The sequence below is a fragment of the Streptomyces sp. NPDC001401 genome (genome assembly GCF_042895385.1).
Taxonomy (GTDB): Bacteria; Actinomycetota; Actinomycetes; order Streptomycetales; family Streptomycetaceae; genus Streptomyces.
Genome location: NZ_JBIAWI010000001.1, coordinates 732,254 through 751,025 on the forward strand (window position 1 = coordinate 732,254; position 18,772 = coordinate 751,025).

Consider the following 18,772-nt stretch of genomic DNA (forward strand, 5'->3'; position numbering starts at 1 on the left):
TTACCCGGTCACCTCCGCCTTGTCGTAGCTCGTGCCCTTCGGCGCCAGGCACACGAACCAGTTGTCGGAGGAACCTTCGGCGGAGTGGATGCCCTGCGGGAGGACGCGGTTGACGTAGGTGTCTGCCGAAACCCTGTGCAGGACCGTGCTCGTACCGTCCTTCCAGGTGCAGGTGACCTGCTGGACCGTCTTGGCGATCCGGCCGATCACGAGACGCGCGGGCTCGGAGCTGGACTTCAACCCGCTCGCCCCGGAAACCAGGTCCGTGCCCGTCTGCTTCTCCCCCTTGGGGAGCGTCTGGTGGATCACCAACGAGCTCCTGTCCCCGTAACGCTTGTACACGAAGTAGGCGCTCTTGCCGATCAGGTCGGATGCCTTGCGGAGGTCTCCGGGGAATTCCCCGGAGTAGGTCATGGCGGTCAGCTGGGTCTGCGCCTCCTCGGCGTTGCGCGGCGCGGCCCACACGTCGACGGAGACCTCCCAGTACTTGCCGTTCTCGGTCCCGCTCGCCAGGAGCGTCGACCCCGGCTCGGTGAGCCGCGGCGTCACGCTCGTCGGCGGGTGCGTGGCCACCTGCGCTCCCCGATGCCCGTCCCCGTCACCCGGCAGCCCCGCAAGCGCCAGCGTCCCCGTCGAGCCGACGATCGCCAGTGCCGCCGCCGTGGCCACCGCCCAGCGCCGGGCCCTGCGGCGCCGTCCACCGCGGATCACCGCCTGGGTGGGGGCTATACCGATCTCGACCCCGTCCGCGGCCTCGGCCAGCAGGAGGGCGATGTCGGTGTTCGTCATGTCGTGGTTCGTCTCCCGGTCCGCACTCATCACTTGCGCCCTCCCCCATTGCTCACCATGTCCGCCAGTCCTGGTATGGCGCGGAGTTTCGCGATCCCCTTGGCCGCGTTGCTCTTCACCGAGCCGACGCTGCAGCCCATCGCCTCCGCCGTCTGTGTCTCGGTGAGGTCCTCCCAGTACCGCAGGACCACCGCCTCCCGCTGCCGCACGGGCAGCTGGGCGAGCGCCTTCAGCAGGACGCCCCGGTCGTCGGCCTGGGCGATGCGGTCACCCGTGTCGGCGACCTCGCGCGCCAGCCCCGAGTCGTCCTTCGGCGCCAGGAACTCCCGTAGTTTTCTGCGGTGTTTGCGCGCATGCGCGTTGATCATCACGCGCCGTACATACGCCTCCGGGTCGTCCGCCGAGCCGACGCGGCGCCAGGCCACGTAGACCTGCTCGAGCGTCGACTGGACCAGGTCCTCCGCGGCGTGCTGTTCCCCCGTGAGGAGAAATGCCGTGCGCAGCAGCCGCGGCCAGCGGCCGGTGACAAAGCTCTGGAACTCCTTGTCCCGAGCTTCCTTGCGATCCCCCATGGGCACCTCCTAGATGTCTAAAGGAGTCCATGGGCAGCCCGGATCGTTGCCTCACTCCCCCGACTACTTCGCCGGCTTCGCCGACTTCGCGGAAATTCTGCGCGGCAGCCACACCAGCATCAGCACCGCCCCCGCGAGCAGCACCCCGGTCCCCGTCCGGAACACCAGCGCGTACCCCTCCGTGAGCGCCCCCGGAGCATCGCTCCCCACCGTCCGCGTCGCCGCGATCGTCGACATCACCGCGAGCCCCAGCGAACCGCCCATCGTGCGCGAGGTGTTGACCAGCCCCGACACCAGCCCGGCCTCCCCGGGAGCCGCCCCGGACGTGGCGAGCGCGGCCAGCGGGGTCGCCGTGAGACCCGCCCCCAGCATCATCAGGATCCCCGGGAACATGATCTCCGTCAGATAGTTGCCCTCCGGCGTCATCATCGACTGCCAGCCGAAGCCCGCCGCCGCCACGACCGTCCCGACCACGGCCACCCTGCGCGCGCCGAACGCCGGCATGAAACGAGGCGCCGACTTGGACCCGAGGAGCACCGCCAGGGAACTCGGCACCAGCGCCAGCCCGGCCTCCAGCGGGGTGTAGCCGAGCACGTTCTGCGCGTACAGGGTCATGAAGAACCACATGCAGAACATCGCGGACCCGTTCACGAACATCGCCGCGTTGGCCGACGACACGGCCCGCACCCGGAACAGCCCGAGCGGCATCAGCGGCGCCGCCGTACGCGCCTCCACGACCAGGAACAGCGCGATCAGCGCAAGCCCGGCGGCCAGCGGCACGACCGTGGCCGCCGCCGCCCACCCCTCCGCCTCCGTCTGCGAGATCCCGTACGCGAGGGTCGCGAGCCCCGCCGTGACCAGCAGCGCACCCGGCAGATCGAGCCGCCGCCCGCCCCCGTTCCGGCTCTCCACCAGCCACCGCACCGACCCGGCCAGCACCACCGCCCCGATCGGCACGTTGATCAGCAGCACCCACCGCCAGGACAGCCCGTCCACCAGCGCCCCGCCGACCAGCCCGCCGGCCGCTCCACCACCGGCGCCCACCGCGGTCCAGGTCGCTATGGCCCGTGCCCGCGCGGCCCCCTCCGGGACGGCAGAGGTGAGGATGGTGAGCGTCGAGGGCGCAAGCACCGCCGCCCCCAGCCCCTGCACGGCCCGCGCCACCAGCAGCTGACCGCCCTCCTGCGCGAGCCCGCCGCCCAGCGAGGCCACCGTGAACAGCCCGAGCCCGACGAGAAACATCCGCTTGCGGCCGTACAGATCCCCGGCCCGCCCGCCGAGCAGCATGAACCCGGCGAAGGCGATCGCGTACGCGTTCACCACCCACTGCAGCCCCTGCGCGCTCAGCCCCAGGTCGGCCCGCATCGACGGCAGCGCCACATTGACCACAGACACATCGAGCACGACCAGGAACTGCCCGGCGCAGGCGAGCGCCACGACCAGCCAGGTGGGAGGTGCGGTACGGCGGGACGGGGTCCGGGTGACGTCAGCGGCTTCCAGCATGTCTGTCATGCTCTCAACCGGGTTACGCCCCTTGCATCGGGATTTCGCCCCACGGGGTCCTCCTTCGCAGGACCTACACCGCCCGCACGAGCGTCACCACCGCAGCCCCGCCCAGCCCGATGTTGTGCGCAAGCCCGACCTGCGCCCCCGGCACCTGCCGCTCCCCCGCCTCCCCCCTCAACTGCCACACCAGCTCGGCCACTTGGGCAATCCCGGTCGCCCCCAACGGATGCCCCTTGGAGATCAGCCCACCGGACGGGTTCACCACCCACCGCCCGCCGTAGGTGGTCGCTCCCGACTCCACCAGCTTCCCGGACTCCCCCTCCCCGCACATCCCGAGGGCTTCGTACGTCAGCAGCTCATTGACCGAGAAGCAGTCGTGCAGTTCCACGACGTCCACGTCGCCGATCCCGAGCCCGGCCCGCTCGTACACCTGCCGCGCCGCCTCCCTCGACATCGGCTGCCCCACGACGTCGATACACGACCCCGACGCAAAGGACTCCTCCGTGTCGGTCGTCATCGCCTGCGCGACGATCTCAACCGCCTTCCCGCCCAACTCCCGCCGTTCCACGAACCGTTCGGAGACGACGACCGCGGCCGCCGCCCCGTCCGACGTCGGCGAGCACTGCAGCTTGGTCAGCGGCCGGTGGACCGTGCGTGCGGCGAGGATGTCGTCCACCTCGTACACGTCCCGGAACTGCGCGTACGGATTGTGCGCCGAGTGCTGGTGGTTCTTGGCGGCCACGGCGGCGAGCTGCGCCTCGGTCGTGCCGTACCGCTCCATGTGCTCACGGGCCGCGTCGCCGAAGATCTGGGCGGTGGGCGGGGTCATCTCGAAGCCGTGGCGGGCGGCCATGATGCCGTAGTGCCGGGCGACCGGCGAGGTCGAGAAGTCCCCGCCATCCGCTCCTCCCCCGAGCGCGCCCTTCTTCATCTTCTCGAAGCCCAGCGCCAGTACGCAGTCGGCGGCCCCGCCCTCGACCAGTTGCCGGGCCAGCATCAGGGCGGTCGAGCCGGTCGCGCAGTTGTTGTTGACGTTGTACACGGGCACACCGGTGAGACCCAGCTCATACACCGCGCGCTGACCGGCGGTCGAGGGCTGGAAGCAGTAGCCGACGGGAACCTGTTCCACGTCCCGGTACGAGACCCCGGCATCCGCGAGAGCGGCGCTCCCCGCCTCCCGCACCATGTCCCAGTACTGCCACTCACGGGTCTCGGGCTTCTCGAACCGGGTCATTCCGACCCCGACGACGTATGCCTTCATGGCCCTCACTGACTTCATGGCGCGCGAGACTAGAACACGTTCCACCAACTCGCCAGACCTGACGATTGATCAGATTCCCATGACCGGGTCAAGAATTCATTAGAGACCCGAAGCAACGGAATAGTTGCCTGTGCATACGAGGTTTACCCAGCACTTATCTCGCACAGCTCTTCACTTTGTACGGCCTGGAGGCCTCACTCAATGACGCACACGACGACCGAACAGCCCGCCCGGCGGGCGAGCGGGGCCGTGGTCCCGGTACTCGCCTTCGCGGGCATCGTTGTCGCGGTGATGCAGACCCTGCTCGTCCCGGTCATCAAGGACCTGCCGCAGCTGCTGGACACCGCACCCAGCAACGCCACCTGGGTCCTGACCTCGACACTGCTCTCGGGCGCCGTGGCCACCCCGATCATGGGCCGCCTCGGCGACCTCTACGGCAAGCGGCGCATGCTGATACTCAGCCTCGCCGTCATGGTGGCAGGCGCCCTGGTCAGCGCCCTCACCAGCACCCTGCTCCCGATGATCGCCGGCCGTACGCTCCAGGGCTTCGCCATGGGCGCCATCCCGCTCGGCATCGGCCTGATGCGCGACATGCTGCCCCGCGAGAAGCTCGGCTCGGCGATGGCCCTGATGAGCTCCTCGATCGGCGTCGGCGGCGGCCTCGCACTGCCCCTCGCGGCCCTGGTCGCCCAGCACGCCGACTGGCACGCCCTCTTCTACGGCGCCGCAGGCCTCGGCGCCCTCTCGATCCTCCTCACCCTCCTCGTCGTACCGGAGTCCCCGATGCGCGCCGAGGGCTCCTTCGACCTGCTCGGCGCACTCGGCCTCTCGGCGGGTCTGGTCCTCTTCCTTCTCCCCATCACCAAGGGCAGCGACTGGGGCTGGACCTCCGGCACCACGCTCGGCCTGTTCGCCGCGTCGGCCGTCGTCCTGGTCCTGTGGGGCGTGTTCGAGCTGCGCTCCAAGGCCCCGCTGGTCGACCTGCGCACCACGGCCCGCCCGGCCGTCCTCTTCACCAACCTCGCCTCGATCATGGTCGGCGTCTCCTTCTACGTCGTCTCCCTCGTCCTTCCCCAGCTGCTCCAGCTCCCGAAGGCGACCGGCTACGGCCTCGGCCAGTCAATGGTCGTCGCGGGCCTGCTGGTGGCCCCGCTGGGCCTGACGATGATGTTCACGGCGCCGGTCTACGCCCGCCTCTCGGCGAAGTACGGCCCGAAGTTCACCCTGATCCTCGGCATGCTGATCATCGCGATCGGCTACGGCGCGGGGCTGGGCCTGATGAGCGCGGCCTGGCAGAGCCTCGTCATCGCGGTGGTGCTGGGCGCGGGCATCGGCCTCGCGTACTCGTCCCTTCCCGCGCTGATCGTGGGCGCCGTCCCAGCCTCCGAGACGGGCGCAGCGAACGGCCTCAACACGCTGATGCGTTCCATCGGTACGTCCGTGTCGAGCGCCGTCATCGGCATGGTGCTGGCCAACACCGCGAACAACGTCGGCGGGGTCGAGATCCCGACCATGCACGGCTTCCGGGTCTCGTTCCTGATCGCGACCGGTGCGGTTGCCGTCGGCCTGCTGATGGCCCTGTTCCTGCCGAAGCCGAACCGTGCGGCGCAGCTGCGTGCGAGCAGTGAGGAGGACGACGCCGTCGTGGAGAGCGCCGAGGAGGTTCTGCGCGGGTTCCGCGGCCGCGTCCTGGACGCCGAGGGCACCCCGGTCGCCCGCGCCAAGGTCACGCTGATCGACCGCCGGGGCCGCCAGGCGGGCGCGACGCTGTCCGACGAGGACGGCAGCTATGCACTGGCCGTGCCGGCGCAGGGGGCGTATGTGCTGGCCGCACGGGCCTCCGGGCATGGGCCGCTTGCGTCGTCCGCGACCCACCACGGCGAGGAGGGGGCGGTCGAGTTGGACCTGCCGCTGCCGGGGGAGACGGTCAGCGCGTAGCGCCTAGCGGGGTGCCTCGGGATGTCGTCTGGCGTGTGCGGGTGTGTCGTGGCTTGTCGCGCAGTTCCCCGCGCCCCTGAAAAGCCTTGCCGCACCCCCTGTCGAATCATCGGCCGGGGGTGCGGCAACATGGGCGCCCGGACTCACGTACGACCGAAAGGACCCCATGGCCGCGGCACCCAAGCCCGAGATCCTGGCCGCGTTCGAGGCCGCCAAGGGGTTCATGCCCGTGGACGAGGGGCTGGCGCTCTACGCCGCCGCCGTCGAAGCAGGCGCGCTCGGGCTGCCCCTGCTGGAAGTCGGTACGTACTGTGGCCGCTCCGCGATCCTGCTCGCCGACGCGGCCCGCGAGACCGGCGTCACCGCGCTGACCCTCGACCACCACCGCGGCAGCGAGGAGCAGCAGCCGGGCTGGGACTACCACGACCCGGAGACGGTCGACCCGGAGATCGGCCTGATGGACACGTTGCCGACCTTCCGGCGGACGCTGCACCGCGCGGGGCTGGAGGAGCACGTGGTGGCGCTGGTCGGCCGCTCGCCGCAGATCGCCAAGTTCTGGCGCACTCCCCTCGGCCTGGTCTTCATCGACGGCGGCCACACCGACGAGCACGCCACCGCCGACTACGAGGGCTGGGCCCCCCATGTGGCCGAAGGCGGCCTGCTCCTCATCCACGACGTCTTCCCGGACCCGAAGGACGAGTTCACCGGCCAGGCCCCGTACCGCGTCTACCTCCGGGCCCTCGACTCCGGCGCCTTCACGGAGGTCTCGGTGACCGACTCGCTGCGCGTGCTGCGGCGAACGGGAGCGGGGATCTGAGGGCCCGGTTAGAGTCGCAGACGTGTCGTACGTAGGCCCGGACTTCGATCCTCCCCAGCCCCGCCGTCCCCGGCGCAGCCCCCTGACCGTGGCGGTCGCCGCGCTCGTGCCGGGCGCGCTGCTGGGGTGGCTGGTGTACGAGGCAGTGGGCGGGAGCGGGGACGGCGGCGGGGCGAGCCGGGCGACCGTACGGTCGTCCGCGACGGCGACGTCCAGCGCGCCCGCCTCCTCCCCCTCCGGCGACGCCAAGAACCCGAGCAGTCCGGCGCCCACCCTCGCCTCCCCCACCTCTTCGGCGCCCGCCGCGTCCGGCCCCCTCAAGGGCAAGGTCGTCGTCATCGACCCGGGCCACAACCCGGGCAACTTCCAGCACGCGGCCGAGATCAACCGCAAGGTGGACATCGGTACGAACCTCAAGGAGTGCGACACCACGGGCACGTCCACCAACTCGGGCTACACGGAAGCCCAGTTCACGCTGGACGTGTCCCATCGGCTGAAGGCGCTCCTCGAGAAGCAGGGCGCCACGGTGGTGTTGACCCACGACGGCAACTCCCCCGCCTGGGGACCGTGCGTGGACAAGCGGGCGCAGATCGGCAACAAGGCCCACGCCGACGCCGCGATCTCCATCCACGCGGACGGCTCCGCAGCCGGCAACCGCGGCTTCCACGTCATCCTTCCCGGCTCCGTCCACGCGGGCGCCGCCGACACCCGCCCCATCGTCGCCTCCTCCGCCGACCTCGGCGAGCGCATCGCGGGCAACTTCGTCCGCGTCACGGGTGAACCGCCCTCCAACTACGTCGGCGGCGGCACCGGCCTCGTCACGCGTAAGGACCTGGGCGGTCTCAATCTGTCAACGGTTCCCAAGGTGTTCATCGAGTGCGGGAACATGCGCGATAGCAAGGACGCGGCACTGCTCACCAGCGGAGCCTGGCGACAGAAGGCGGCACAAGGAATCTCTGAAGGAATCGTGAGTTTCCTGCACGGTTCGTGATCGGCGGGCTGATCCCGGCGGACGCCTTGGTCGGACGGACGATAGTGTCTACCGACGACGAGACGACTTACGAAGGACCTGAAGTGAATATCCGCTCCCTCACTCGAGGCGACGGCGTGGTGATCGGAGCAGCGGTGTTGCTCTTCATCGCGTCGTTCCTCGACATCTACTCCGATAAGGGCGCCTCTGGTGTCGACCTGCCGAACGCCTGGGGCAGCGGACCGCTCCTGCTGGGTGTCATCCTGGCAGGCCTCATCGGCGCCGCACTCATCGTCGTCGCCCGCGGGCTGCCGCAGGTGCCCAAGGTCGCCGGTCTCGACCTCGGCCAGTTCGGCGTCGCTTTCACCGTCTTCGCGGCCTGGGGTGCGCTCGGCAACGTCTTCGACCCGGCCGGCGGCCTGAACAACGTAGGTGAGGGCACCTCCGGCCCCGACGCCGGCATCGGCCTGATCCTCGCGCTCGTCGCCACCCTGATCATGGCCGGCGCCGCCATCGCCACCCCCCTCGTCCCCGCCCTCCAGGCGGCGTTGATCCCCGCCCCCAAGCCCGCCGCCCCCCAGCCCTACGGCGCCCAGCCCCCCGGTGGCTACGGCTACCCGGGTGCCCAGCAGCCGCAGTACGGCGGGCAGCCGCAGGCGGGGCAGCCCTACGGCGCGCAGCCGGGGCAGCCGCAGCAGGCGCAGGCTCCGCAGCCGCCGGCCGGGGACTTCTCGCCGTTCTGGTTCGCCGTTCCGGTGCCGCGGCCGCTGTTCGCGGAGGACGGTTCGCCCACGCCGATCGCCGAACTCGCACCGGGCACCTGGTACCTGGCCGTCGAGCAGCGCGGTCCGGGTCTGGTCGCCCAGACGCAGGACGGCCGCCGCGGCGTGCTGCAGGACACCTCCGGGATTCAGCGCGGCTGACACCCGCTTCACGAACGGCCCCTCGCCCTTCCGGGCGGGGGGCCGTTGTCGTACAGTCGCAGCCCGCAGCCCCAAAACTGACTTGCCGTCAGATACCCGGATACCTGATGGAGGCGTCGTGCGACTCGGTCTCGCCCTCGGCTACTGGGGCCGCGGCCCCTCCCCCGACCACGTGCCGCTGGCGCAGGAGGCCGAGCGGCTCGGGTACGACTCCGTGTGGACCGCGGAGTCGTGGGGGTCGGATGTATTCACCCCTCTGACCTGGATTGCAGCGCAGACATCAACGATCAAGCTGGGTACGGCCGTTGCGCAGATGGCGGCCCGGTCGCCCACCACCACCGCGATGCACGCACTCACCCTCGACCATCTCTCCGGCGGGCGCATGATGCTCGGGCTGGGGCTGTCGGGGCCGCAGGTGGTGGAGGGATGGTACGGGCGGCCGTTCCCGAAGTCGCCGCTGACCGCGACCCGGGAGTACGTCGATGTCGTACGGCAGGTTCTGCGGCGGGAGGCGCCGGTCGCGCTCGACGGGGGGTTTCACTCCCATCCGTACAGTGGCGCGGACGGCACTGGTCTCGGCAAGGCCCTCAAGTCCATCACGCACCCCCTCCGTCCCGACCTCCCCATCCTCCTCGGCGCCGAAGGGCCGAAGAACGTCGCGCAGACGACCCGTATCGCCGACGGCTGGCTGCCGCTGTACTGGTCGCCGACCCGTCCGGACGTCTACGGACCGGCACTTGAGGATCTTCCCGAGGGGTTCGTCGTCGCTCCCCTGGCCCGTGTCCAGGTCTGCGACGACGTGGCCGAAGGCCTGCTGCCAGTCAAGACCATGCTCGGCTTCTACATCGGCGGAATGGGGCACGCGGCCCGCAACTTCCACGCCGATCTGATGGCGCGCATGGGGTACGAGGAGGAGGCCCGCCGGATCCAGGAGCTGTTCCTGTCCGGGCGGCGCGAGGAAGCCGTGCTCGCTGTTCCCGATGCCTTCGCCGACGAGATCTCCCTGGTCGGGCCGCGTGAACGGATCGCCGAGCGGCTGGAGTTGTGGCGGAGGGGGCCGGTGACGGATCTGCTGGCCCTCTCACCGGACCGCGAGTCGCTGCGGGTGCTGGCCGAGCTGAACTCCTGAGGGAACCCGTTCGGGTTTCATATAGCATCCGGCGGCAATCCGGAGAGTATGTCTCGATACAGCAGCGGCAATCGGGCCGGGGCGGTCGTAGCGATCGTCGCCGACATCATGGCCCTCATCCTGGGCCTGTGGATCCTGATGTACCTGTTGGACGCCAACCGTGCCAACGACCTGGTGCAGTTCGTCCACAACGCGGCGAACTGGCTGGCCGGCTGGTCGCGCGACCTGTTCACCTTCGACAAGGCCTGGGCCCGCGTGATCGCAGGCTACGGCCTGGCAGCGGTGGTCTACCTGTTCATCGGCCACGCGATCGCCGGACGGATGACGCGACACTGATCACCCGGCTGCGCCCGGAGGCGGCCGGTCAGGCGCAGCAGTCCGGATCCAGCCCCCTCGGCAGCTGCTCCCCGCCGAACACCGTGCAGGTCGCCTCGTGGCCGCCGAGGGCGGCGACCGCCAGCAGCAGCGATCCCGCGGTCCAGGTGGTCAGCTCGCGCGGCCAGATCGCCTCGTCCTCGAAGACGTAGCCCGTCCAGTACAGGCCGGTCTCGGCGTCCCGCAGGTGCTGGATCGACTGGAGGATGTCCAGCGCGCGGTCCGACTCGCCCATCGCCCAGAGGGTGAGGGCGAGTTCGGCGGACTCGCCTCCTGTGACCCACGGGTTGGGGACGACGCAGCGGACGCCGAGGCCGGGAACGACGAAGCGCTCCCAGCCTTCCTCCATGCGGGACTTGGCTTCCGTGCCCGTCAACGCACCGCCCAGCACCGGGTAGTACCAGTCCATCGAGTAGCGGTCCTTGTCGAGGAACCGCTCGGGGTGGCGACGGATCGCGTGCCTCAGGGCTCCGACCGCCAACTCCCAGTCCGGCTGCGGCTCTTCGCGCTGTTCGGCGACGGCGAGCGCGCAGCGCAGCGCGTGGTGGACGGAGGAGGAGCCGGTCAGCAGCGCGTCCGTCGTGAAGCTGCCGTCGTCCTCGCCCTTCCAGCCGATCTGGCCGCCCGGCTGCTGGAGCCGCAGCACGTACTCGATCGCCGAGTAGACGGCCGGCCACATGCGGTCCAGGAATGTGTCGTCACCCGTCGACAGGTAGTGGTGCCACACGCCGACCGCGATGTAGGCGACGAAGTTGGTCTCGCGTCCGCGGTCGGTGACGTCCGCGAAGTCACCGTCGGCGTAGGCCGCGTACCAGGAGCCGTCCTCGTTCTGGTGCCGTGCGAGCCACTCGTACGCCCGCTCGGCGGCCTCGTGCTCGCCCGCCGCGTCCAGCGCCATCGCGGCCTCGGTGTGGTCCCAGGGGTCCAGGTGGTGTCCCCGGAACCACGGGATCGCGCCGTCCTCCCGCTGCACGGCGAGGATGCCGCGGACGGTCGCGGCAGCCTGCTCGGCGGTGAGGACCCCGGGCAGGACGAGGTGTTCTGTCCGGGGGGTCGTCACTTGGCGTCCGCCCCGGCCTCGTTGAGCTTCGGCAGGTGGGGCTTGGTCGCGTACGCCACGAAGCTCTTGCCGATCAGGGGGTTGAGGGCCTGCTCGGCGACCCTGGTCGCCAGCGGCTTCTTCATGATGTCCCAGACCAGCAGCTTGTGGTACGCCTTCACCGGCAGCGCCTTGTCGTTGTCGACGCCGAACGCGCACTTCAGCCACCAGTACGGCGAGTGCAGCGCGTGCGCGTGGTGCGTGCCGTACGGCTTCAGCCCCGCCTCGCGGATCTTCGCGAGCAGCTCGTCCGCCTTGTAGATGCGGATGTGGCCGCCCTCGACCTCGTGGTACGCGTCGGACAGCGCCCAGCAGACCTTCTCGGGGCCGTAGCGCGGGACGGTGATCGCGATGCGGCCGCCGGGCTTCAGCACCCGGACCATCTCGGCGAGTACGCCCTTGTCGTCCGGGATGTGTTCCATCACCTCGGAGATGATCACGACGTCGAAGGACTCGTCGGGGAAGGGGAGCGCCAGGGCGTCGCCCTCCATGGCGGTCGCGGTGGCGCCTGCCGGGGCCTCGCCCGCCTCCTTCATCGCCGCGAACCACTTCGCGACCTCGCGGATCTCCTCGCCGTTCTGGTCGAGCGCCACGACCTGGGCGCCGCGCCGGTAGCACTCGAACGCGTGCCGGCCGGCCCCGCATCCGAGGTCCAGGACGCGGTCGCCCGGGGCGAGCGGGAACCGGGAGAAGTCGACGGTCAGCACGTGGCCCTGCTTTCGCGATCGGATGCAACATCTACAACTGCTGCGGCGTCTACAGCTGGTTCGGCGTCTACAAGTGGTGCGGCCTCGGAGCGGCCGGGATGCGTGGTCGCGGAGCGGCCGATGGCCTCGCGGTACCTGGCCACGGTTCCCTCGGCGGCCCGGGCCCAGGTGAAGTGCCGCAGCACCCGCTCACGTCCGGCGCGGCCGAGCCGCACCCGCAGCTCGGGGTCGCCCAGCAGGCGGCTCAGACCGGCCGCAAGTGCCCCCGGGTCACCCGGCGGCACTGCCAGGCACGTCTCGCCGTCGCGGCCCGCGACCTCGGGGATCGCCCCTCCTGTCGTCGCGACCAGCGGCGTACCCGTCGCCATCGCCTCGGCCGCCGGGAGGGAGAAGCCCTCGTACAGGGACGGCACGCACGCGACCTCCGCCGAGCGGACCAGGTCGACCAGTTCGGCGTCCGAGATGCCCTTCACGAACTCGACGGCGCCCTCGAGGCCGTAGCGCTCGATCGCCCCTGCCACCGGGCCCTCGGTGGGCCGTTTGCCGACGACCACGAGGTGTGCGTCGGGGTGCTCGGTGCGCACCTTCGCCAGCGCCTCCACCAGGAACACCAGGCCCTTGAGCGGGACGTCCGCGCTGGACGTCGTCACGATCCGGCCCGGGACGACGGGCACCGACGGGTCGGGCGAGAACAGGTTCGTGTCGGCGCCGATGTGGACCACGTGGATACGGTCGTCCCGTACGCCGAGGTGGTCGACGATCTCCTGGCGGGAGGTGCCGGAGACGGTGAGGACCGAGGGCAGCCGGCGGGCGACGCGCTTCTGCATGCGGGTGAAGGCGTACCAGCGCCGTTTGCCCCACCGCTGCTGCCAGTTCTCGGCGGCGTCCAGCTCCAACTGCCGGTCCACGGTGATGGGATGGTGAATGGTGGTCACCAGAGGGGCACCCACGTCCCCCAACAACCCGTACCCGAGCGTCTGGTTGTCGTGCACGACGTCGAACTCGCCGCGTCTGGCCCGCAGATGGCGGCGGGCGCGCAGCGAGAACGTCAGCGGCTCCGGGAAGCCGCCGGTCCACATGGTCGCGACTTCCAGCGCGTCGATCCAGTCGCGGTACTCGTCGCGCTTCGGGGTGCGGAAGGGGTCCGGCGAGCGGTAGAGGTCGAGGCTCGGCAGCTCGGTGAGGCTCAGCCGGCCGGCGTAGTCCTCGCCCTCGTCGAGGACGGGGTACGGCTGGGAGCCGATGACCTCGACGCGGTGGCCGAGGCGGGCCAGCTCGCGCGAGAGGTGGCGGACGTAGACGCCCTGTCCGCCGCAGAACGGGTTCCCTTTATAGGTGAGGAGCGCGATGTGGAGCGGTCGCTCGCCGTCGGCGGCGAGGTCCTCCTGGGGACCCGCCTGACTGGCCTCAGCGGTCACTCTGGGCCCCCTTCTGCGTGCACTGTCCCGCGAGATTACGCCGGGACGCTAATCTAGAACAAGTTTCAGACTTGATCGTCCAGGAGGCTCTGAATCTACCGGCAGGTAGGGGCACTGTGAGCAGTGGATCAGGTGATTCACGCCACGGCGGACGCCCTGCCGCGCCAGGTCCGATCACCGGGGCCGGACCTGGCCCTCACCGACTGTCACGGAACCACGGAACGGGACCCATGCCTGCGGAAGCCAAGGTGGCCAAGGTGGAAGCCAGTACCTCGCAGCCCGCCTCCCCGCCGCTCACCGAGCGGCAGGAGGCCCGACGCCGGCGCATCCTGCACGCGAGCGCGCAGCTGGCCAGCCGGGGCGGTTTCGACGCGGTGCAGATGCGTGAGGTCGCCGAGTCCTCGCAGGTGGCCCTTGGCACCCTCTACCGCTACTTCCCGTCCAAGATCCATCTGCTGGTCGCCACGATGCAGGACCAGTTGGAGCACATGCACGGCACGCTGCGGAAGAAGCCGCCACAGGGCGAGACGGCGGCCGAGCGCGTCGCCGAGACCCTGATGCGCGCCTTCCGCGCCCTGCAGCGTGAGCCGCACCTCGCCGACGCCATGGTCCGCGCCCTGACCTTCGCCGACCGCAGCGTCTCGCCCGAGGTCGACCAGGTCTCCCGCCAGACCACCGTGATCATCCTGGACGCGATGGGCCTGGAGAATCCGTCCCCCGAGCAGCTGTCCGCGGTCCGCGTCATCGAGCACACCTGGCACTCGGCCCTGATCACCTGGCTCTCGGGCCGGGCGTCGATCGCCCAGGTGAAGATCGACATCGAGACGGTGTGCCGACTGATCGACCTGACAACGCCGGAAGCGCGGGCCTAGGCACACAAAAGACCTGGGCACACATAGGACCTGGGCACACAAAAGACCTACGAGACGGGTTCCCTGCGCCGGTATTACCCGGATCAGGTAGTGGAGGTCGCCTTCCAGTCGCAGATCTCTCGATCTACGGCCTTCCGGCCTCTCAGCCCGGACCGTCGACGTCGGCCCCAGCGGACTGACTGCTTCACGCCAAAGTCGGCTACTCCGGTTCGGACTCCCTCACTCGCCCCGTAGGCCAATACCAGAATAGAACGCCTAAGGGAAGATGAACCCCCCGAAAGGGAGATTTTTTTCGGGCAGGCGCCAGTCCTACTCCTCCGGCGGAAACACAGGCTCCCCGCTCCCCAGCAGGGTGATCACGATCGCCTCCACCGGGCAGTTCTCGGCGGCCTCCAGGATGCGTTCGTTGGCGTCGGTCTCCGGCTCGGCGGGGTGGGACTGCATGGCGGAGTCGAGGCGGAAGGCGCCCGTGGCGCGGTGGACGCACTGGGCGGAGCCGATGCAGACGGAGCGGTCGACCTCGACGTGCCAGCGGTCGCCCATGGCCGCTCAGCCCTCCCAGCCGGCCGGGAGATGGATCATCTTGTGTTCGAGGTACTCGCCGTAGCCCTCGGGGCCGAACTCCCGCCCCAGGCCCGAGTTCTTGTAGCCGCCGAACGGGCCGAGCATGTCCAGGCTGAAGGTGTTGACGGAGTACGTGCCCGTACGGACCTGCCGTGCCACCTCGATGCCGTGTGCCACGTCCGCCGTCCACACGCTGCCGCTCAGCCCGTAGTCCGAGTCGTTCGCGATCTTCAGGGCGTCGGACTCGTCGCCGTACGGGAGCAGGCAGATCACCGGGCCGAAGATCTCTTCCCTCGCTATCCGCATCGAGTTGTCGACGTCGCCGAAGAGCGTCGGCTCGACGTACCAGCCGCGGTCCAGGCCCGGCGGGCGGCCGCCGCCGGTGAGGATCTTGGCGCCCTCCTCCTGGCCGATGCGGATGTAGTCGAGGTTGCGGCGCTGCTGGCGCTGCGCGACCAGCGGGCCGACCTGGGTCGCCGGGTCCAGCGGGTCGCCGACGACCAGGGCGCTCGCCGCCGCCGCGAAGGCCTCCGCGAACTCGTCGTAACGCGAGCGCGGCAGGAGGATGCGGGTCTGGGCCACGCACGCCTGGCCGTTGTTCATCCAGGCCGCCGGAACCACACCCGCGACGGTGGTCGCCACGTCCGCGTCCGGCAGGACGACCGCCGCCGACTTGCCGCCCAACTCCAGTGTCACGCGGGTGAGATTGCGGGAAGCCACCTCCATCACACGCTTGCCCGCCGCCACCGATCCGGTGAAGGCGACCTTGTCGATCCCCGGGTGCCCGACCAGGTACTCACTGACCTCGCGGTCCGCGGGGAGGATCGACAGCACACCCTCCGGCAGCCCGGCCTCGCGTGTGATGTCGGCCAGAATGTACGCGTCCAGCGGCGACTCGGGCGACGGCTTGAGCACCACCGTGCAGCCGGTGAGCAGCGCGGGCGCGAGTTTGGCGGCGGCCACGAACTGCGGGACGTTCCAGGGCACGACGGCCGCCACGACCCCGACCGGCTCCCGCCGCACCAGGATCTTCCCGAGCACACCGTCGCGCGTCTCCTCGTAAGTGAAGTTCCGCGCGACCGTGATCGCCGCGTCCCACACCATCATCGCGCCGAGGGCCTGCGCGAGGACGCTCCAGGAGTACGGCGACCCGTTCTCGGACGAGATCACGCGGGCGATCTCCTCGTGCCGTACGGCGATCGCGTCCTTGATCCGGGTGACGACCTCGATCCGCTCGTCGAGGGTCATCCGCGGCCAGGGCCCCTCGTCGAAGGCGCGGCGCGCGACGGCGACGGCGCGGTCGACATCCTCCCGCGAGGCGTGCGGCACCCGCCCGATGACCTCCTCGGTATGCGGGGAGATCACCTCGATGACGTCTTTGCCGAGGGGGTCGGTCAACTCCCCGCCGATGAACAGCTGTCCGTGTTCCACGAGCTCGGTCATGGCCGACTGCCTCCCCGGGAGCTGACTCTGACGGTTCATCAGATACGGGAACTGATACCAGTTCCACCGGGAGGAGTCCACAGGCCTCACAGCACCCCGGAAGGGTGACTTGGGCTCCCATCGAAACCCGTTCTAGTTATAGTGACTGGAACGCGGCGACAGGGGAGTCCATGACACAGGTCACCGACCACGGCGGCGGCGTGCGGTCCGTCCGAGTCCCCATTCCGGACAATCCACTTGGGTACACGCTCGTGTACGTCGTCGACACCGACCGCGGGCCGGTGCTGGTCGACACCGGCTGGGACGACCCCGCGTCCTGGGACACCCTCGCCGACGGGCTGGCCGCGTGCGGGACCTCGCCCGCCGAGGTACATGGGGTGGTGATCACCCATCACCACCCCGACCACCACGGCCTGTCCGGCAAGGTTCGGGAGGCGTCCGGGGCCTGGATCGCCATGCATGCCGCGGACACCGCGATCGTGCGGCGCACCCGGGAGACCCGGCCCGGGCGCTGGTTCGCGTACATGACCGCCAAGCTCGTCGCAGCCGGTGCCCCCGAGGAGCATGTGGCGCCGCTGCGGGACGCAGCCCCCCGCACCACCCTGCCGGGCTTCTCCCCCGCCCTGCCCGACCGGGAGATCGTCCCCGGTGAGCTCCTGGACCTGCCGGGGCGACGGCTGCGCGCGATCTGGACGCCGGGGCACACCCCCGGCCACGTCTGCCTGCACCTGGAGGAGGAGCACCCCTCCCTGCTCCCGGGTCACGGACGGCTGTTCTCCGGCGATCACCTGCTCCCCGGGATCACCCCGCACATCGGTCTCTACGAGGATCCCGACGACGCCACGATCACCGACCCCCTCGGCGACTACCTCGACTCCCTCGAACGCGTCGGCCGGCTCGCCCCCGCCGAGGTGCTCCCCGCCCACCAGCACGTGTTCGCCGACGCCCCCGCACGCGTACGGGAGCTGCTCGCCCACCACGAGGAACGGCTCGCCGGGCTCCGGTCCCTCCTGGTCGAGCCCCTCACGCCCTGGCAGGTCGCCGAGCGGATGGAGTGGAACCGGCCCTGGGCCCAAATCCCGTACGGCTCAAGGAACATCGCGGTCTCGGAGGCCGAGGCGCATCTGCGGCGGCTGGTGAAGCTGGGGCGGGCGGAGGCGGTGGCGGGGAGCGATCCGGTGACGTACGTGGCGGTGTAATTCGCTCGTGGGCCCTGGGTGCCCACTGGTACCCAATGACCATGGACCCGTTGCAGCAACTCCTCGCCGAACGCGCCTGTGAACGTCTGATCCTCGACTTCGTCCACCGGCTCGACCTCGGGGAGCCGGGTTCCGTGGCCGAGTTGTTCACCGAGGACGGCTGGTGGGAGTGGCCGCCTCCGGGGGACGGGCGGCGGTCCGAGGGGCGGGAGGCGCTGCGGAAGTACTTCGGCTCACGGCCGGCTGACAAGCTCTCGCGGCGGGTCATGTCCAACATCCGGGTCACCGTGACGTCCGAGGACATCGCAGAGGCCACCTCGTACTTCACGACGTACCGCATCGAAGGCTGGTCCGGCGACATGGTGCCCGCCGGCCCGCCCGTCCAGGTCGGCCACTACCAGGACACGTTCCGTCGTGTCGACGGACGGTGGCTGCTCGCCTCGCGGACCCTGCACCTCCCCTTCGGCGGCCCGACCCCGCGCCAGGACCGCGGCGCTCTCGACCGCTAGCGCAGGAACGTACGGATCAACTCCTCGGCCTCCCCGAGGAGTTCGACCTCCCGTCGGCTCATCGTCGGGTTGGCCGCGCGTCGGCGCCGGGCCTCCGTCAGGCCTGCCTCGGTGAGGTGGGAGGGGTCGGCGAGCAGGGCGGTCAGCATGGCGCGGGCGCTGTCGGCGATCGGTTCGTCGTCGACGGCGACCTGGGCCAGGATCATGGCGGAGATGGCCCAGTCGAGGCCCGGGTGGCCCTCCTCCGCGTTGGACCAGTCGATCACGTGCGGACCGTCGGGCGTGAGCATCACGTTGTCCGGATGCAGGTCGAGGTGGAGGACCCGGCAGTCGGGATCGGCGGAGTCGCGGGTGGGGACGGCGTGCAGGCGCCGCAGCAGGTCGGCCACGGTCGCGCCCGCCTCGTCGGCGCCCAGCGAACCATCCAGGCACGCCTGAAGCATCGTCGGCCCGGACAGCCGCTCCATCACCAGGTCGGTGCGTGTGGAGTCGGCGAGCCGCACGCGGGGCACGGGGTAGCCGTGGGCACGCACGTGTTCCATCACGACACCCTCGGCGGCCGCGTCGCCCCATCCGTGCCGGTCGCGGCGCAGCACCCACGCCTCGTCGATCTCGTACACGTCGTTGACCCGGCCCGTGCCGAGCAGTTTCCCCGTCGTCATGACCCTCCCCGTTGTCATG

At 70.3% G+C, this 18,772-nt stretch carries 19 protein-coding genes and 1 riboswitch; of the genes, 9 read left to right on the forward strand and 10 right to left on the reverse strand.

Going from position 1 to position 18,772, the window contains the following annotated elements; translation table 11 throughout:
- From ACFY10_RS03415 to ACFY10_RS03430, 4 genes are all read right to left on the reverse strand, one after another.
- Positions 1–819 (reverse strand): hypothetical protein, encoded by an 819-nt coding sequence (locus ACFY10_RS03415; protein ID WP_390663342.1) that lies wholly within the window; start codon positions 817–819, stop codon positions 1–3.
- Positions 819–1,361 carry a SigE family RNA polymerase sigma factor gene (locus ACFY10_RS03420; protein ID WP_390663343.1) on the reverse strand — a complete coding sequence of 181 codons (543 nt, stop codon included), beginning with the start codon at positions 1,359–1,361 and terminating at the stop codon, positions 819–821. Before ACFY10_RS03420 ends, ACFY10_RS03415 begins: the two co-directional genes overlap by 1 nt.
- Positions 1,362–1,424: 63 nt before the next feature.
- Complete coding sequence (locus ACFY10_RS03425; protein ID WP_390663345.1) at positions 1,425–2,873, reverse strand: MFS transporter; 1,449 nt, start codon at positions 2,871–2,873, stop codon at positions 1,425–1,427.
- A 64-nt stretch (positions 2,874–2,937) separates the two neighbouring features.
- Positions 2,938–4,128: a lipid-transfer protein gene (locus tag ACFY10_RS03430; protein WP_390664124.1), complete on the reverse strand. Its 1,191-nt coding sequence runs from the start codon at positions 4,126–4,128 to the stop codon at positions 2,938–2,940.
- A 201-nt stretch (positions 4,129–4,329) separates the two neighbouring features.
- Here ACFY10_RS03430 and ACFY10_RS03435 point away from each other — a divergent pair, with 201 nt between their 5' ends.
- From ACFY10_RS03435 to ACFY10_RS03460, 6 genes are all read left to right on the forward strand, one after another.
- The gene (locus ACFY10_RS03435; RefSeq protein ID WP_390663346.1) at positions 4,330–6,066 is read left to right on the forward strand and encodes an MFS transporter; all 1,737 of its coding nucleotides are present in this window, start codon (positions 4,330–4,332) and stop codon (positions 6,064–6,066) included.
- 166 nt (positions 6,067–6,232) lie between these two features.
- Complete coding sequence (locus ACFY10_RS03440) at positions 6,233–6,883, forward strand: class I SAM-dependent methyltransferase (RefSeq protein WP_390663347.1); 651 nt, start codon at positions 6,233–6,235, stop codon at positions 6,881–6,883.
- 22 nt (positions 6,884–6,905) lie between these two features.
- Positions 6,906–7,874 carry an N-acetylmuramoyl-L-alanine amidase gene (locus tag ACFY10_RS03445; RefSeq protein WP_390663348.1) on the forward strand — a complete coding sequence of 323 codons (969 nt, stop codon included), beginning with the start codon at positions 6,906–6,908 and terminating at the stop codon, positions 7,872–7,874.
- Between the two features lie 83 nt (positions 7,875–7,957).
- The gene (locus ACFY10_RS03450; RefSeq protein ID WP_390663349.1) at positions 7,958–8,776 is read left to right on the forward strand and encodes a hypothetical protein; all 819 of its coding nucleotides are present in this window, start codon (positions 7,958–7,960) and stop codon (positions 8,774–8,776) included.
- A gap of 118 nt (positions 8,777–8,894) precedes the next feature.
- Positions 8,895–9,905, forward strand: coding sequence for an LLM class F420-dependent oxidoreductase (locus ACFY10_RS03455; RefSeq protein ID WP_390663350.1), 1,011 nt, complete (start codon positions 8,895–8,897; stop codon positions 9,903–9,905).
- Positions 9,906–9,953: 48 nt separating this feature from the next.
- Positions 9,954–10,241 (forward strand): hypothetical protein, encoded by a 288-nt coding sequence (locus ACFY10_RS03460; protein ID WP_266954699.1) that lies wholly within the window; start codon positions 9,954–9,956, stop codon positions 10,239–10,241.
- A gap of 28 nt (positions 10,242–10,269) precedes the next feature.
- On the opposite strand, the gene ACFY10_RS03465 is transcribed toward ACFY10_RS03460, so the two are convergent.
- Genes ACFY10_RS03465 through ACFY10_RS03475 form a run of 3 tightly spaced genes read right to left on the reverse strand, consistent with a single transcriptional unit; the run spans position 10,270 to position 13,504 of the window.
- Positions 10,270–11,340: a prenyltransferase/squalene oxidase repeat-containing protein gene (locus ACFY10_RS03465; RefSeq protein WP_390663351.1), complete on the reverse strand. Its 1,071-nt coding sequence runs from the start codon at positions 11,338–11,340 to the stop codon at positions 10,270–10,272.
- Positions 11,337–12,086 (reverse strand): class I SAM-dependent methyltransferase, encoded by a 750-nt coding sequence (locus ACFY10_RS03470; protein WP_390663352.1) that lies wholly within the window; start codon positions 12,084–12,086, stop codon positions 11,337–11,339. The genes ACFY10_RS03465 and ACFY10_RS03470 overlap by 4 nt, the downstream gene beginning before the upstream one ends.
- Positions 12,080–13,504 (reverse strand): glycosyltransferase family 4 protein, encoded by a 1,425-nt coding sequence (locus ACFY10_RS03475; protein ID WP_390663353.1) that lies wholly within the window; start codon positions 13,502–13,504, stop codon positions 12,080–12,082. Before ACFY10_RS03475 ends, ACFY10_RS03470 begins: the two co-directional genes overlap by 7 nt.
- Positions 13,505–13,734: 230 nt before the next feature.
- Here ACFY10_RS03475 and ACFY10_RS03480 point away from each other — a divergent pair, with 230 nt between their 5' ends.
- A complete protein-coding gene (locus ACFY10_RS03480) occupies positions 13,735–14,376 on the forward strand; it encodes a TetR family transcriptional regulator (RefSeq protein ID WP_390663354.1) in 642 nt (213 codons plus the stop codon).
- 43 nt (positions 14,377–14,419) lie between these two features.
- A riboswitch (TPP riboswitch) is annotated at positions 14,420–14,607 on the reverse strand.
- Positions 14,608–14,685: 78 nt separating this feature from the next.
- On the opposite strand, the gene ACFY10_RS03485 is transcribed toward ACFY10_RS03480, so the two are convergent.
- On the reverse strand, positions 14,686–14,919 hold the full coding sequence (locus tag ACFY10_RS03485; RefSeq protein WP_390663355.1) for a ferredoxin: 234 nt from the start codon (positions 14,917–14,919) through the stop codon (positions 14,686–14,688).
- A gap of 6 nt (positions 14,920–14,925) precedes the next feature.
- Positions 14,926–16,383, reverse strand: coding sequence for an aldehyde dehydrogenase (locus ACFY10_RS03490; RefSeq protein ID WP_390663357.1), 1,458 nt, complete (start codon positions 16,381–16,383; stop codon positions 14,926–14,928).
- A gap of 170 nt (positions 16,384–16,553) precedes the next feature.
- Between ACFY10_RS03490 and ACFY10_RS03495 the strand changes: the two genes are divergently transcribed.
- Together ACFY10_RS03495 and ACFY10_RS03500 are read left to right on the forward strand one after the other, a co-directional pair.
- Entirely contained in the window at positions 16,554–17,582 is a 1,029-nt protein-coding gene (locus ACFY10_RS03495) for an MBL fold metallo-hydrolase (RefSeq protein ID WP_390663358.1), read from the forward strand.
- Between the two features lie 41 nt (positions 17,583–17,623).
- Entirely contained in the window at positions 17,624–18,091 is a 468-nt protein-coding gene (locus ACFY10_RS03500) for a nuclear transport factor 2 family protein (protein ID WP_390663359.1), read from the forward strand.
- Here ACFY10_RS03500 and ACFY10_RS03505 read toward each other — a convergent pair.
- Positions 18,088–18,753, reverse strand: coding sequence for a phosphotransferase (locus ACFY10_RS03505; protein ID WP_390663360.1), 666 nt, complete (start codon positions 18,751–18,753; stop codon positions 18,088–18,090). The genes ACFY10_RS03500 and ACFY10_RS03505 overlap by 4 nt on opposite strands.
- Positions 18,754–18,772: the final 19 nt, after the last annotated feature.

Bases quoted from the DNA above. Each gene is read 5' to 3' on its own strand.
- ACFY10_RS03415 (WP_390663342.1), bottom strand. From the start codon at position 819: ATGAGTGCGGACCGGGAGACGAACCACGACATGACGAACACCGACATC.
- ACFY10_RS03420 (WP_390663343.1), bottom strand. From the start codon at position 1,361: ATGGGGGATCGCAAGGAAGCTCGGGACAAGGAGTTCCAGAGCTTTGTC.
- ACFY10_RS03425 (WP_390663345.1), bottom strand. From the start codon at position 2,873: ATGACAGACATGCTGGAAGCCGCTGACGTCACCCGGACCCCGTCCCGC.
- ACFY10_RS03430 (WP_390664124.1), bottom strand. From the start codon at position 4,128: ATGAAGGCATACGTCGTCGGGGTCGGAATGACCCGGTTCGAGAAGCCC.
- ACFY10_RS03435 (WP_390663346.1), top strand. From the start codon at position 4,330: ATGACGCACACGACGACCGAACAGCCCGCCCGGCGGGCGAGCGGGGCC.
- ACFY10_RS03440 (WP_390663347.1), top strand. From the start codon at position 6,233: ATGGCCGCGGCACCCAAGCCCGAGATCCTGGCCGCGTTCGAGGCCGCC.
- ACFY10_RS03460 (WP_266954699.1), top strand. From the start codon at position 9,954: ATGTCTCGATACAGCAGCGGCAATCGGGCCGGGGCGGTCGTAGCGATC.
- ACFY10_RS03480 (WP_390663354.1), top strand. From the start codon at position 13,735: ATGCCTGCGGAAGCCAAGGTGGCCAAGGTGGAAGCCAGTACCTCGCAG.
- ACFY10_RS03485 (WP_390663355.1), bottom strand. From the start codon at position 14,919: ATGGGCGACCGCTGGCACGTCGAGGTCGACCGCTCCGTCTGCATCGGC.
- ACFY10_RS03490 (WP_390663357.1), bottom strand. From the start codon at position 16,383: ATGACCGAGCTCGTGGAACACGGACAGCTGTTCATCGGCGGGGAGTTG.
- ACFY10_RS03495 (WP_390663358.1), top strand. From the start codon at position 16,554: ATGACACAGGTCACCGACCACGGCGGCGGCGTGCGGTCCGTCCGAGTC.
- ACFY10_RS03500 (WP_390663359.1), top strand. From the start codon at position 17,624: ATGGACCCGTTGCAGCAACTCCTCGCCGAACGCGCCTGTGAACGTCTG.
- ACFY10_RS03505 (WP_390663360.1), bottom strand. From the start codon at position 18,753: ATGACGACGGGGAAACTGCTCGGCACGGGCCGGGTCAACGACGTGTAC.